This is a genomic window from Rhodococcus sp. PvP016 (assembly GCF_017832185.1).
GTDB lineage: Bacteria > Actinomycetota > Actinomycetes > Mycobacteriales > Mycobacteriaceae > Rhodococcoides.
In genome coordinates this window covers 200,064-213,249 of the sequence record NZ_JAFIBH010000001.1, presented here as the reverse complement: position 1 = coordinate 213,249, position 13,186 = coordinate 200,064, and the positions used below count along the sequence as shown (strand labels likewise).

14 protein-coding genes are annotated in these 13,186 nt (G+C 70.3%); 6 read left to right on the top strand and 8 right to left on the bottom strand.

Annotated features, from left to right (window positions below; translation table 11 throughout):
• Positions 1-4: 4 nt before the first annotated feature.
• Genes JOE30_RS00745 through JOE30_RS00730 form a run of 4 tightly spaced genes read right to left on the bottom strand, consistent with a single transcriptional unit; the run spans position 5 to position 4,003 of the window.
• Entirely contained in the window at positions 5-802 is a 798-nt protein-coding gene (locus JOE30_RS00745; protein ID WP_204868991.1) for a glycosyltransferase family 2 protein, read from the bottom strand.
• Entirely contained in the window at positions 799-1,791 is a 993-nt protein-coding gene (locus JOE30_RS00740; protein WP_204868990.1) for a glycosyltransferase, read from the bottom strand. The genes JOE30_RS00745 and JOE30_RS00740 overlap by 4 nt, the downstream gene beginning before the upstream one ends.
• Positions 1,788-2,921, bottom strand: a complete 1,134-nt coding sequence (locus tag JOE30_RS00735; protein WP_204868989.1) for a glycosyltransferase — start codon at positions 2,919-2,921, stop codon at positions 1,788-1,790. Before JOE30_RS00735 ends, JOE30_RS00740 begins: the two co-directional genes overlap by 4 nt.
• A complete protein-coding gene (locus tag JOE30_RS00730; protein ID WP_307806013.1) occupies positions 2,918-4,003 on the bottom strand; it encodes a hypothetical protein in 1,086 nt (361 codons plus the stop codon). Before JOE30_RS00730 ends, JOE30_RS00735 begins: the two co-directional genes overlap by 4 nt.
• Before the next feature lie 194 nt (positions 4,004-4,197).
• Here JOE30_RS00730 and JOE30_RS00725 point away from each other — a divergent pair, with 194 nt between their 5' ends.
• From JOE30_RS00725 to JOE30_RS00710, 4 genes are read left to right on the top strand one after another with little or no spacing between them, the layout of a single operon-like run.
• On the top strand, positions 4,198-5,151 hold the full coding sequence (locus JOE30_RS00725; protein WP_204868987.1) for a WcbI family polysaccharide biosynthesis putative acetyltransferase: 954 nt from the start codon (positions 4,198-4,200) through the stop codon (positions 5,149-5,151).
• Complete coding sequence (locus tag JOE30_RS00720; protein ID WP_307806012.1) at positions 5,148-6,161, top strand: glycosyltransferase; 1,014 nt, start codon at positions 5,148-5,150, stop codon at positions 6,159-6,161. The genes JOE30_RS00725 and JOE30_RS00720 overlap by 4 nt, the downstream gene beginning before the upstream one ends.
• Positions 6,158-7,489, top strand: coding sequence for a glycosyltransferase (locus JOE30_RS00715; protein ID WP_307806011.1), 1,332 nt, complete (start codon positions 6,158-6,160; stop codon positions 7,487-7,489). The genes JOE30_RS00720 and JOE30_RS00715 overlap by 4 nt, the downstream gene beginning before the upstream one ends.
• A gap of 40 nt (positions 7,490-7,529) precedes the next feature.
• Positions 7,530-8,720 carry an NAD(P)/FAD-dependent oxidoreductase gene (locus tag JOE30_RS00710; RefSeq protein ID WP_204868986.1) on the top strand — a complete coding sequence of 397 codons (1,191 nt, stop codon included), beginning with the start codon at positions 7,530-7,532 and terminating at the stop codon, positions 8,718-8,720.
• Position 8,721: 1 nt separating this feature from the next.
• On the opposite strand, the gene JOE30_RS00705 is transcribed toward JOE30_RS00710, so the two are convergent.
• Positions 8,722-9,351 (bottom strand): TetR/AcrR family transcriptional regulator, encoded by a 630-nt coding sequence (locus JOE30_RS00705; protein ID WP_204868985.1) that lies wholly within the window; start codon positions 9,349-9,351, stop codon positions 8,722-8,724.
• Between the two features lie 89 nt (positions 9,352-9,440).
• On the opposite strand from JOE30_RS00705, the gene JOE30_RS00700 reads away from it, so the two are divergent.
• Entirely contained in the window at positions 9,441-10,784 is a 1,344-nt protein-coding gene (locus tag JOE30_RS00700) for a cytochrome P450 (protein ID WP_204868984.1), read from the top strand.
• Here the strand turns inward: JOE30_RS00700 and JOE30_RS00695 are convergent.
• The gene (locus JOE30_RS00695) at positions 10,726-11,154 is read right to left on the bottom strand and encodes a DUF1707 domain-containing protein (protein ID WP_204868983.1); all 429 of its coding nucleotides are present in this window, start codon (positions 11,152-11,154) and stop codon (positions 10,726-10,728) included. The genes JOE30_RS00700 and JOE30_RS00695 overlap by 59 nt on opposite strands.
• A gap of 114 nt (positions 11,155-11,268) precedes the next feature.
• On the opposite strand from JOE30_RS00695, the gene JOE30_RS00690 reads away from it, so the two are divergent.
• Positions 11,269-11,787, top strand: coding sequence for a PadR family transcriptional regulator (locus tag JOE30_RS00690; RefSeq protein WP_156380457.1), 519 nt, complete (start codon positions 11,269-11,271; stop codon positions 11,785-11,787).
• An 85-nt stretch (positions 11,788-11,872) separates the two neighbouring features.
• Here the strand turns inward: JOE30_RS00690 and JOE30_RS00685 are convergent, their stop codons facing one another.
• Both JOE30_RS00685 and aroQ read right to left on the bottom strand, forming a co-directional pair.
• Entirely contained in the window at positions 11,873-12,697 is an 825-nt protein-coding gene (locus JOE30_RS00685; protein WP_371831690.1) for an acyl-[acyl-carrier-protein] thioesterase, read from the bottom strand.
• Between the two features lie 14 nt (positions 12,698-12,711).
• On the bottom strand, positions 12,712-13,167 hold the full coding sequence (gene aroQ, locus JOE30_RS00680; protein WP_204868981.1) for a type II 3-dehydroquinate dehydratase: 456 nt from the start codon (positions 13,165-13,167) through the stop codon (positions 12,712-12,714).
• Between the last annotated feature and the right edge of the window lie 19 nt (positions 13,168-13,186).

The window sequence follows — 13,186 nt, the reverse complement described above, 5'->3', positions numbered from 1 at the left end:
GATGCTAGTGCCCGACCGGGCGGCGAGCGATGCTGCTGCCCTCGGGTGTCCAGTCGATGTCGCCGCGCTCACGAAAAGCGTTCAGCCACCCGATCATCGGCCAGTGTCCCCAGCGACCGTGGAAGATGGCGGCGTTGGTCACGATGTCGTCGAGATGCTCGATCGGCGGCGAGGACACGGGGTGCCACTGGTGGTGCGCGTGCGCTCCGCCGACCCACAGCAGAACCAGCCCCGACCGTTCCGCGACGCGGCCGACGTCGGTGTCCTCGCCGCCGTAGCCCGTGTAGTCCTCGCAGAAGCCCCCGAGCGTGCGCCACGTCGCTGCCGTGACCGCGAACGACAGCGACCAGAACAGATCCCAGTTCGTTCCGATCTCGACGTCACCGGGCGCCGGATTCGGGCGCGCCGCATGGGGATTCGTCCATCCGTCCAGGTCGTCCGGATATCCACCGGAGACCCGGGGCAGGTACGTGACGGGCCCGCACAGCACGGCGCCGTCGCGCGCATGACGGACGTACCGGTCGATCATCTCGCGGCTCGGGATGCAGTCGACGTCCAGGAAGATCAGCAGATCGGCGCCGGCCTCGAGGGCGAGACGGGCACCCTCGTTGCGCGCCCGCGCCAGGGGGAGCGCGTCGCCGACGCGGGGAACGACGGCGGTGGCGTCCACGACCGTCGGGTCACCCATCGACACCACGACGTGTAGATCGGCTCGGCGCGTCGAGCGAGCGAGACCGCGGCGTTGCGCAGCGAGGTGCCCCGCCCGCCCCGACACGATCGTCACCACGGCCACCGACGTCACGCCCACACGTCCTCGATCGCCGCCGCGGCACGACGCGCTGCGCCGTCCACCTCGGTCCGTGCCCGGATGTCGCCGGACAGCGCACCGGCACGCTCCAGGATCTCGGGCCACCGGTCCGGATCCGGCCACGATTCGAGCGAGATCGCCAGCCCAGCGGCACCCAGCGCGCGAGTGGTCGCGAGTTGCTCACCGTGCGGGCGGCTCTCGGCCACGACGACCGCGGGCGCACCCGATGCGGCCACGTCGGCCACGGCGTTCTGCCCACCGTGTGTGACCACCACGCCGGCGTCGGTCAGCAGCGGCCACACGTCGTCCACCCACGGCGTGCCGGGCACACCGACACCACGCCACGTGCGGGTCGGTGTGGCGGCACCCGCTCGGGCGAGGTACTCCGGGGTGAGAACTGAGCCCCCTGCGCCCGCGAGCACGACGACGGACGTCGGGTCGCGGTCGGTTCCGGCGCGGGCACGATCGGCGTGGGCACTGATCGAGCCGGCGTAGACGGTCCTGTCCTCGAACTCGCGCAACCACTCCGGCCGGTACACCGAGGCCGACCACGGAGCGACGATGCGGTCGGCGACGCGATAGGCCAGCTGATGGGGCGCATCGGTGCGCTCTCCCGGCATCGCGAACACGACCACCCGAACACCCATGAGTCGCACGAACATCGCGACCTCGACGGACACGTCCACGACGACGCATCGGGGGCGATGGTCGTCCACGAACCGCGCGAGGGCGGCCATGCGGTCGGTCATCCCGCGGACCGAGGCGGGCGCCCAGTGAACGACCCCGTGAGCGGTGGGGTCGTCCGGAGCCTCACCGTCGTCGGGTGTGTCGAGGGGAAGCGTGATCCAGCCCGCGAACGGGGCGATGTCCGACGGCCGGGGCCGCGAGGACAGCACCGTCACCGGCTCGGCGAGCGCTCGTGCGACGGACCGGGCGCGGGTCAGATGTCCCACGCCGTGGTGATGGACGTAGTACCCGATCATGCAGGGACGGCGGCGGTTCGCCCCGACGTCGTCAGCAACTCGCGGTAGAGGTCGAGGTAGCTGTCCACCATCGTCGCGTCCGAACAGATGCGCTCGGCGCGAGCGCGCGCGTGCGCACGGGGGAGGCGTGCAGCATCTCCGATGGCTCCGGCGAGAGCGTCGATGTCGTCGGCGGGCACCATCCGGCCGCACGTGTCGTCGAGGATCTCCGGGATGCCGCCGCGACGGAAGGCCGCCACCGGTGTGCCGCACGCGAGTGCTTCGGCGACCACGAGCCCGTACGGCTCGTCCCATTGCGGCGTCACCAGTGCCACGGCGGCCCCGCCGACCAGATCGGCGAGTTCCTTCTGCATCAGGTGGCCCTCGTAGGTGACGCCGTCGCCGAGGCGGGGCTCCACCGCCGTCCGGAAGTAGTCGTCGTCGGCTGCCGGTCCCGCGATGCGTAGGTGATAGCCGGCGCGCCGGGCGGCGTCGATGGCGAGGTCGACCCCCTTCTCTGGAACCAACCGGCCCGTCCACACCGCGTACTCGCCCGCGCCTGCGCGATCGCCGGTGCCCTGGCCGAACGGCCACCGGTCGAGCGGGATCCCGTTGGGAACCACGGGGATCGGACCCGCGACGGGCAGCCACTGCTGGGCCGTGTACTCGCTCACCGCGGCGTACCCGGTGTTCGGGTTGAGCGGCACCGCGGCCGCCGACTCCAGCCAGGCGAGCGGCGGGGTGTGCAGCGTCGTGAGCATGGGGACCGGCACCATCGAGGACATCGCGATGGGCAGGTAGTGGAGGCTGTGATTGTGGATCACGTCGAACGACTGTGCCAGGGGCCCGGCCAGTTCGAGCATGACCGACAGATAGGCGTGATGCTCGTGCACCACCCACGACGGTCCCATGTGTTCGGTCCGCGCGTGCGGGCTCATCTGGAACGTGTGGACGTCGATGACGTCGTGCGCGACGTCGGTCGACGTGCCTTCGGCACCGAACAGCGTGACACGATGACCGCGCTCGGTGAGGGCGTGAGCGAGGTGCCACACGTGTGCCTCGAGACCACCCGCGAACGGCTGCGCGATGGGGAAGCGCGACGATCCGAGAAGGGCGATGCGCAGTGGACGTGCGGCGGCGGCGACCGTCATACGAGCACGGCTCCGTCCGCGCGGCCCGAGGCGACGGGAGCGGACAGGGCACGGTAGAGCGCGGCATGCTCGGCGGCGACAGCGCTCTGCTGGTGGCGCCGGTAGTCGGCGAAGTCCGGGCCGGTCGGCTCGGTGCGCAGCGCCTCGCCCACCGCGGCATCGAGCGACGCGGGATCGAAGAGGCCGGGTCCGAACACGAAGGTCGGGCACGGGAACTGATCGGCGAAGTGGCCGATGTCCGGGACGACGGGGACGACGCCGAGATCGCGGCAGGCCTCCATCCAGCCCGAGTGCGTGCCGAAGCGGTACGGCAGCACGGACACGTCGATCTCGGACAGGTACTGCCACAGCTCCGCGTCGGAGAATCGACGATGTACCCGCACGTCGACGTCCGGGTGATCACGGAAGGCCAGTAACTGTTCGCCGCGCTCCGGCGCGTACCAGTGGCTCGTGTGGTCGAACACGTCGTCGTCGATGTCGAGACGCACCACGGCGTCGCGTGCCGACGCGGCCGCCACGACGGTCGCCATGACCGCCTCGGGATCGAGGTTCGCGCGCAACGACTTGGCGTGCACGGCGACGACGGCGCGCTCGTGCGCCGTGGTGTCGCGTGCGGCGATGACGTCCAGCGGTGCGACGTGCGGATGCGGGATCACCATTGCCGAGCGGCCCCACAGGCGTTCGATCTCCCGAGCTGCGCGGTCGGTCAGCGTGATGACGGCGGCCGCGGCGGGGACGAGGACGTCGAGCTGGGACCGGTGCATGTCGAGCTCGGCGAAGTGCGGATTGTGCAGGTCGTGCACCGTGAGGACCAGGGGGGTCGACGACTCGCGCAGCACGGAGACGACGTCGGCGAGACGGTCCGGAGTGGCGGCGTCGAAGCCGAAGTGCAGGTGCACCACGTCGATGTCGTCGATGTGCGCGCGCAGGTAGTCGGGCTCGAGCAGGCGCGGCGGCCACCACTGCCCGGGCGTGGTCGCCTCGAGGGGCCGGGGATCGTCGAGCAGAAGGATGTCGTCGCCCGTGGCGATGACAGCGGCGACGTACGGGTGTGCAGCAGGGATGGATGCGACGGCGATCACGGCTCGGGTCATCCTCTCGGGAGCAGACGCGCGCGCCCGAGGGGTGGGCAGGGCGGCACGGGTGTACGAACAGGGATCGGGCCGCCTTCTGGACCACGACTGACCGAGGATGCCCCGGGGGGCTCGTCCACAAACGCGGTGTCGTGCAGGTCTCTCACCGCTTCGCCCGGGCGCTGCGCGGGTAGCCCGACACCATGCCTCTCTCTGCGTCGACCGAGCCGGACGGCCGGACGCGTCACTACGGCGAGTTCTACGGTCTCGACCCGGTGCCCGACGATCCACCACTGTGGATCGTGCTCGGGAACTGCCAGGCCGAGGCCGTACGCGTGATGCTCGACCAGGTGCCGGACGCGCCGTTCCGCACCGTGCGCATGCCGCCGGTGCACGAGCTCGACTCGGCCGACGTGCGGCACCTCGCCGAGCTGGCCGGCCGGGCCTCGGTGTTGCTGGCGCAGCCGGTTCGCGACGACTACCGCGACCTGCCGATCGGGACGAACCAGGTGGCGTCGATGCTGCCGGAGCACGCCCGAGTCGTGCGGTGGCCGGTCTTCCGCTACAGCGGGCTGTACCCGTTCCAGGTGATCGTGCGGCACCCGAGCGACCCGTCGGCGTCTCCCGCCGGCGCTCCGTACCACGATCTGCGCACGGTGCTCGTGGCCGCGGGCAGGGTGGCATCCGAGGAGTGGCGCGCCGCTCCCGTTGCCCCCGAGGCGCTGCGTGCGAACGCCGAGGCGAGCATCGCCGAACTCGCACGACGCGAGCGCCGGGACTGCGACGTCGCGATCTCGGACGTCCTGACCGCCAACGGAGCGGACGCCGCACACACGATCAACCACCCCGGCAATCCGGTGCTGCTCGAACTAGCCACGCGCATCCTGTCGGCGGCCGGTGTCGACGCTGCGGCGGCGGATCCCGGCCGCGTACTGCTCGATTCGGTGCACACACCGCTGGAGTCCGCTGTCATCGACGCGCTCGACCTCGGCGCCGCGCCCCGACCGGACTGGGTGATCGGCGGCTCCGTCGTCGCTGCCGAGGAGATTCACCGTCGCCAACTGCAGTGGTACGCAGAGCATCCTGCGTTCGTGGACGCGGCACTCACCCGACACGCGGACACGCTGTCGCTGCTGCTGCCGGAGGTCGACTCGTGACGTCGGTCGCGCATCTCGTCATCGGTCCGGATCGGCACGGGGTGGTGCAGTTCGCCTTGCGCATCCGCGACGGCATCACCGACGCCGGTCTCGACTCGACGCTCCTGCGCCACGAGTCTGCGAGTGACGTCACGGCGATTCCGGACGTCGAGGTCGTGCACCTGCACGTGACGGACCGGTTGTTCGGGTCACCGGCGACGGCTGCGGCCGCGGTGGTCGAGGACCTGGCGCGGCGCATCCACGCATCGGGTTCCGCGTTCGTGGTGACGCTGCACGATCTGCCGCAGCCGTCCGACGGCCGATCCGCGTCCGCGCGCGTCGAGTGCTACCGACGGGTGGTCGCGTGCGCGGACACGGTGATCGTCAGCAGCGAGCACGAGCGAGACCTGGTGGGCGCGGCCGGAATCGAGACGCCGGAGCCGTCCGTCGTGATTCCACTTCCGGTGGCGACGGGGGCCGGCGTCCGCACGAGCAGCGACGAGGTGACCGTCGGCGTCCTCGGGTTCCTCTACCCCGGCAAGGGACACGCCGAGGTGCTGGACGCGCTGCCCCCGGGCGCGCACCTGCGGGCACTGGGAACACCGTCTCCGGGACACGATCATCTGGTCGACGAGTTGGCCGAGGCCGCAGCGGCACACGGCACCACCGTGCGTGTCACCGGCTACATCGACGACGCCGACCTTCCGGTCGAACTCGGCCGCGTCACCGTTCCCGTGGCGCATCACCGGCACATGTCCGCGTCGGGGTCGATCAACACCTGGATCGAGCACGGCCGTCGACCGCTGGTGGTGGCCGGCGCGTACACCCGCGAGTTCGCCCGGCGCTCGCCCGGCACCGTGACCCTGTACGAGGAGGACCGTCTCGCCGAGGCGCTGGCCGACGCGGTGCGTGAGCCGGCGTCGACGTGGCTCGAGAAGGGTGTGATCGCCCATCCGACCAGCGCGGAGGTGGGCGCCGCGCACGTGCGGGTGTACGCGGCGCTCGCGGAGTCGGCCGTGGTGCACGCGTGATCACCACCGCCGTCCCCACCTCGCTCGGCCACGCGGTGCCCGGCAACAGGTGGGACCTGCTGCGCGACATCGATGCTCCGCGCCCGCTGGTCAGCGTCGTCGTGCCCTATTACGAGCAGCAACGGTCGCTGGATCTGGTTCTCGCGGCTCTCGAGCAGCAGACGTACCGCGCATTCGAGGTGATCGTCGCGGACGACGGCTCGGCCACGGCGCCGCTCGTCCGCAGTGCGCTCGACGTCACGGTGGTCTCGCAGGAGGACCGTGGCTTCCGCGCCGCCGCGGCGCGCAATCTCGGGGCCCGTGCCGCGTCCGGTGACGTGCTCTGTTTCCTCGACGCCGACACGGTTCCCGAGCCCGGGTACGTCCAGGCGCTCGTGCGTCTGCCGTCGCTGGTTCCCGATGCACTCACCGTCGGTCGACGGCGTCACGCGGACCTTACCGCGCTGGGCCGACTTCCGGGACCGGACGACGAGATCCTCGAGGAGCCGCGTTGGTTGATCGACGCGTATCGCGGTTCGCGGGATCTGCTCGATGCCGATCATCGCTCCTATCGCCACGTCATCAGCGCGGTGATGTGTTGCACCGCAGCATTCTTCGAGGAGATCGGCGGCTTCGACGAGTCGTTCGACGGATACGGCGGCGAGGACTGGGAGCTGGCCAATCGCGCCTACCTCGCCGGCGCCCTGATCGCGCACGTGCCGGACGCCGTCGCCTGGCACGACGGTCCCGACTGGGCCGGCCGACCCGGTGAGCAACGCACCGAGCAGAAGAACGCGGAGGCGCTGTCCCTGCTTCCCCTCGTCACCGACCCCGCGGCGCGCACCCACGGCGTCCGATACGCCGTTCCCGACCTCACGGCCGTCGTGCACACCGACGGGCACAGCGCCGCATCGCTGTTGGCGACGGTGGGATCGGTGCTCGCGCAGGGGGACGTCACCGTGTGGGTGGACGGAACGGACGCCGCGGATCTCGTCGCGTCGTGGCGGACCGACGACCCGCGAATCCGCCTCGGTGTCCCCGGCGACGACGACGTACGGCGCAGCCGCTTCGGGCTCGACATCGTCGGTCCGGTCGTCCTGGCACCGAATGCAGCGCGGACGCTGGAGGCGTCGACGCCCGCGCAGGGCCCCGGTCTGGTGCGGTCGGCCGTACCGGGCGGCAGTCTCGAGTGGTGGTCGTGGCGCGCCGTGCGCCGGGCCCGCCGGTGGGCCGACGCACTGGATCGCACCCCGCAGCAGGCCCTCGCCGACCTGTTCGGCATCACGGACGCACCGGCCGACGAGGTCGGCATCGCGGCGGGTCCGCATCAGCCGGACCTGTCGTGGTGAGACCCCCGAACCATCCGAATCACAGGACACCGGAGGCACCATGACCACCGATCACGACATCGTCATCATCGGCGGGGGCAACGCGGGCATCAGCGCCGCCGCCCGTTTCCTGAACAAGGGCGTTTCCGACGTGGTGGTCATCGAACCGCAGGAGGTCCACACCTATCGGCCGCTCCTGTCCTACGTCGGCGGCGGACAGGCGTCCCTCGCCTCCGCTCAGCGCTCGCAGCGCTCGGTGACACCGAAGGGCTGCACCTGGATCCAGGAGCGTGTCGTCTCGGTGGACACCGCGACGCGGACGGTGCGTACCGAGTCGGGCACGGAGGTGCGCTACCGCGACCTCGTCGTGGGATCCGGTCTCGTGCCCGATCACGACGCACTGCCCGGAATCGACGCGGCACTCGCGTCGTCGTCGGTGGCGAGCAACTACCTCGACGAGGCGACGCGTACCTGGCACCTCGTGCAGACGATGCGTCCCGACGGGCACGCCGTCTTCACGGTTCCTCGTGCGCCGGTGAGCTGCACCGGCACCACCATCAAGCCGCTGTTCCTCGCCGCCGCGCACTGGCGGAAGGTGGGTGCGGCGCCGTCGATGACGCTGGTGGTCGACCGCCCGGACTTGGTCGGAGTGCCGGCGCTCGACGCCCGGCTGCGGAAGTACCTGCGGGAGCTGGATGTCCGAGTGCTTCACCGCACCGCCGTGACGGCGCTCGCGCCGGGCGAGCGATCGATCACGGTGACCGGCGCGGACGGTCGCACCGAGCGGATCGGCTACGACATGCTGCATCTGGTGCCGCCCTACCGCGGACCGCGGTGGGTCGAGGAGACCGGCCTGGCAAGCGCTGATCCCGGCACGCACGCAGTGGTGGACGTGGATCCGCGGACCTTCCGGCACCGCACACACGAGGGCGTGTGGGCCGTGGGCGACGGCGCGTCCATCGACACTGATCCCTCGGGCGGCGGACTACGGCGCCAGGTGTCGATCCTCGTCGACAACGTGCTGGCGCAACGATCGAACGAGGCGCTGGGGGAGTACGACGGCTACACGGTGGCGCCGATCCCGGTGGACGCGCGGCGACTCATCGCGGCCGAGTTCGATCGCACCGGCGAGATCACGTCGTCGTTGCCGTCGTTCCTGGACCCGCTGAAGCCCCGTCGGCTCTCGTGGGCGGGCGACCGGTTCGGCCTGCCGTTCACGTACTGGCACCTGTTGTTGAAGGGCCATCTCTGAGTCAGCTCGTCGGGCGCAGCATTCCGGTGAGGAACAGTTGCGTCGCAGCATCGACGATCTCGTCGGGGGTCGCACCGATGTGGTCCTGCAACCGGGCGGAGACGAGTTCGGAGCAGGCGCCGATGAACATCAACGCCATGAGCCGGTCCTGCGGCGGCGGGAGTGCACGGTCGGCCCAGAGTTCGTGCGAGCGTTCGACGACCACGTCCGCGACGGCGTCGATGGTGGCCTGACGTCGAGCTCGCAGGGTCGGTGACGCCATCGACTCGACGAACGCGATCCGGCCCTTGCGGGGGTCGGACAGCATGATCGACACCACGGCGCTCAGAGCGGCCCGCACGCGGTCGGCGACGTCTCCGTCCGTCGACGAGACGGCGTGGATCGCAGCGCCTCTCACCTCGTCGGCAACGCTGTCGAGCACGGCGAGCAGCAGGTCCGACTTGGTGCGGAAGCTCTCGTAGAAATACCGCTCGGTGAGCCCGGCGGCCGCGCAGACCGCGGTCATCGTGGTCTTGTCGGTGCCCACCGAGGACATGAGGTCCAGGCCCGCCTCGATAAGTGCGGCCCGGCGGCGGACGGCGCGGTCCGCCGCGTCCACTCCGCCGTAGGTCCTGCTCGCGGGTTCCGCCATGCCGTCAGTCTCGCAGGTCTTGACGAGTGCCTCTCCTGTGACGCACACTACATCTGACAGGATGTCCTGTCAGATACTCAGGAGGCCCCATGGCTCACGCGCTCGCCGCCCCACCGCTCGGCTCCGATCTCCGTCCCGTCATGGGCAGCGCGGGCATCCCCTACGTCGGCCGTTCGATGCAGTACATCCGGGACCCCCTCGCCCTGTGGCGGCAGCAGGAGCGGCGCTACGGGCAGGTCTCGTGGCACACGATGGCGGGCCGGCGCGTGGTGCTGGTGCTCGGCGCCGACGGGTGCGAGGAGATCCTGACCAACCGGGACAAGGCATTCAGCAACGCACTCGGCTGGCGGCCGCTCATCGGGCCGTTCTTCGACAACGGGCTCATGCTCATGGACCTCGGCGAGCACCGCCACCACCGGCGCCTGCTGCAGCAGGCGTTCACCAAGGACCGCCTCGCGTCCTATGCCGCGGCGATGGAACCGCTGATCGCCCGCACCGTGCAGGAGTGGGACTCGTCGGAGCACTTCGAGGTCTACCCCGCCGTGAAGTCGTTGACGCTCGGGCTCGCGACCGAGGTGTTCATGGGCGGCGTGCGCGACGGTGACACCCGGCTGGACGCCGTCAACAAGGCGTTCGTCGACTGTGTGCAGGCGGCGACGTCCATCGTCCGCCTCGACGTGCCCGGTGGACGGTGGCGTCGGGGCCTGAAGGGTCGACGTTTCCTCGAAGACTTTCTGCGGGACTATCTTCCGGATCGGCGGCGCGGCGACGGCCGAGATCTGTTCTCGGTGCTCGCCCACCTCGAGGACGACGACGGCGAGCGCTTCTCCGACGACGCGATCATCGACCACATGATCTTCCTGCTGATGGCAGCACACGACACGTCGACCATCACCATCTCCACGATGGTCGATCAGCTCGGCCGACACCCGGAGTGGCAGGAGGAATGTCGCCGGCAGTCGCTGGCCGCGGGCCCCGACGTGTCCGCACCCGCGGCGCGGGCGGGCCTGACGGCGCTCGACGCGGTGATGAAGGAATCTTTGCGCATGCTCGCTCCGCTGCCCACCATGGCGCGATGGACGGTGCGCGACACGGTGATCCGCGGCCATCACGTGCCTGCCGACGTGATGGTGGTGGCCACGCCGCACTACACGCATCACGATCCCACCTACTGGTCGAATCCCGAGGTCTTCGACCCCACCCGCTTCGACGGTCGCGCGCTGCCGCACAAGTTCGCGTGGCAACCGTTCGGCGGCGGGGTCCACACGTGCCTGGGTCAGTTCTTCTCGGCCATCGAGATCACGATGGTGCTGCACCACCTCCTGCGGCACCACACGTGGTCGGTGCCGGCCGATCGTGCGACACCGATCGATTTCACCTCCCTGCCGTACCCCAAGGACGGGCAGCCCGTGCGACTGCAGCGCCGCAGCTGACGGTGCCGAGGCCCTGTGTCGCCGCGGCGATGCTGTGTACGAGCAGCACCATGCCCCACGGCCCGGCCACCCAGACGGGCCAGGGGTACAGCATCGATCCCGAGGCGACGCAGGTGATCACGTAGATCGCGCTGCACAGCGCGACCACCGACGCCCACCGCAGCCACGCGGCCGCGGGCACGGTCGTCGGATGTCCGGGTGTGGACGGCGCTGGATGCAGATCGGCGGTGGCGGCGGCCAGGTCTGCATCGGAGCGGGCCGAGACCACGGCCGCGGAGCGGGTGTCGAACTCGTCCAGGGTCAGGCGCCCGTCTCCCACCGCGGCGGTGAGGAGTGCGAGTGCCTGCTCGTGTGTCTGCGGTGCGGTCATCGAACGCTCGATTCGTCGGGGTGGTCGAGATCGGGGTCGACAGTCCACTGTGGAATGTCCGAGCTCAGACTGCACCGTCCACTGTGGACTGTCAAGGTGTGGGACGATGACGTCATGGCCGACACTCGTGGCACCACCGTCAACGCGACGGCGGCCTCTCTGCTGGGATTCCTGCACAACGGGCCCATGTCCGGATGGGACCTCGTCGCCACGGCGCAGGTCTGCATCGGCGGCTTCTGGACGGTCACGCGCTCTCAGGTCTACCGCGAACTCTCCGGCCTCGCCCGCGCCGGACTCGTGGAGGAACTCGAGACGCAGGCGCGTGATCGCAAGCCGTACCGCATCACCGACGCGGGGCGAGCCGAGTTCGCCGCCTGGATTTCGGTGCTCCCCGAGCCGGAGGTCATTCGTCATCCGCTGCTGCTGATGATCTCCTTCGGCGAGCACGTGCCGGCGTCCGTGCTGAGCGAGGCGGTGGCGGCGCACCGGAGCACGCACGAGGAGAACCTGCGCCGGTATCGCGAGCAGAAGGACGCCGCGCTCGACGATCCGTACGCCGCGGCCACCCTCGATTTCGGCATCGCCTACGAGACGATGGTGCTGAGCTGGCTCGACGGGCTGCCCTGGCAGTAGGCGACCAGCCTCCGGCCTCCGGCCAGCTGACCGCCCCCGGGGTTTCTGCTCCCCTCACGCCCCCTGCGAGCGGGATCCCGCCGACTCAGTCGGCGAGAGGAGCAGAAACGCCACTCGCGCCGGCACGCGCCACCACGCACGCGATCGTGCGCACCGCGTCGTCCACCATGAACCACACCGTCACCGCCGGTGCACCGTCCACGTCGTGCCGACGCCAGCGCAGCGTGACGTGATCCGGCGCCATGATCGGCGAGAGGTACTCGATGACCGCGCGGTGCGGTCCGCCGGTGATCTCGCCGGACTCCGCGCGGGCGAGCACCTCCTCGACGGCCTGCCAGTAGGCGGCGTTGTTCACGTGGTTGAACGCGTCGACGTCGGTGATACGCAGCGGGAAGGCGAGATCGGTCAGCGAGGACTCCGGGGCCGGATCGCGGAGCCACTGCTTCCACTTGAGCCGACTCTCGCCCGCAGTGCGGGTGAGCAGCGCGAGCCCCTCGTCGGAGATGCGCGTCGGCATGCCCGTGGTCGACGAGATGCTGATCCAGAATCCCTCGGTGCGGATGTGGGCGCCCTTGTCCCCGGTGATGTCGACGCGCATGTTCGACCATCGCGTCGACAGACCGGAACACCAGCGGCGCAACGTGATCCGCTCGGGCCACACGGACGGCCGGTCGATGTCCATGACGGTGCGGCGCACGATCCAGAACGGATCCGTCTCCCCGAGTCCGGAGGCGTCGAGGTTGTCCGACCCGATGTCCTGCAGGTACCGGGCGACGGAGTCGTAGCGCAGCCGGTTGGCGGTGTCGACGTCGCCGGCGCGGATGGGCCACGCGGTCTCGAATCCCTCGCCCGTCGGCGGCTGTGGTGCGAGTTCGTGGCTGGTGACGGGGGAGAGGTCCATGGTGCTCATTTCCGACGTGATGGTCAGGACGTGCGGGCGCAGATCTCGTCGACGGCGTAGCGGTACCCACGGACGCCGCACCCGGCGATCACCGACACGGCGATTCCCGAGACGAAGCTGTGGTGTCGGAACTCCTCGCGGGCGTGAACGTTCGAGATGTGGATCTCGACGACAGGGATCTCGGGCACGACCAGAGCATCGCGCAGAACGACCGACGTGTGGGTCAGACCGCCCGGGTTGATGACGATTCCCGACGCAGTCCCGCGCGCCTCGTGAATCCAGTCGATCAAGGCGCCCTCGTGGTTGGACTGCTCGGCGCGGATCGTGCGCCCGTGGCGCTCCGCGGTCTCACGGCACAGCGCGACCACGTCGTCGAGCGTCTCGGTGCCGTAGACCTCGGGCTGGCGGGTTCCGAGCATGTTCAGGTTCGGACCGTTGAGCACCAGGATGGGCAGTGCGTTGTGGTGACCGTGGGTCATGGGTGCGGACTCTACCCGG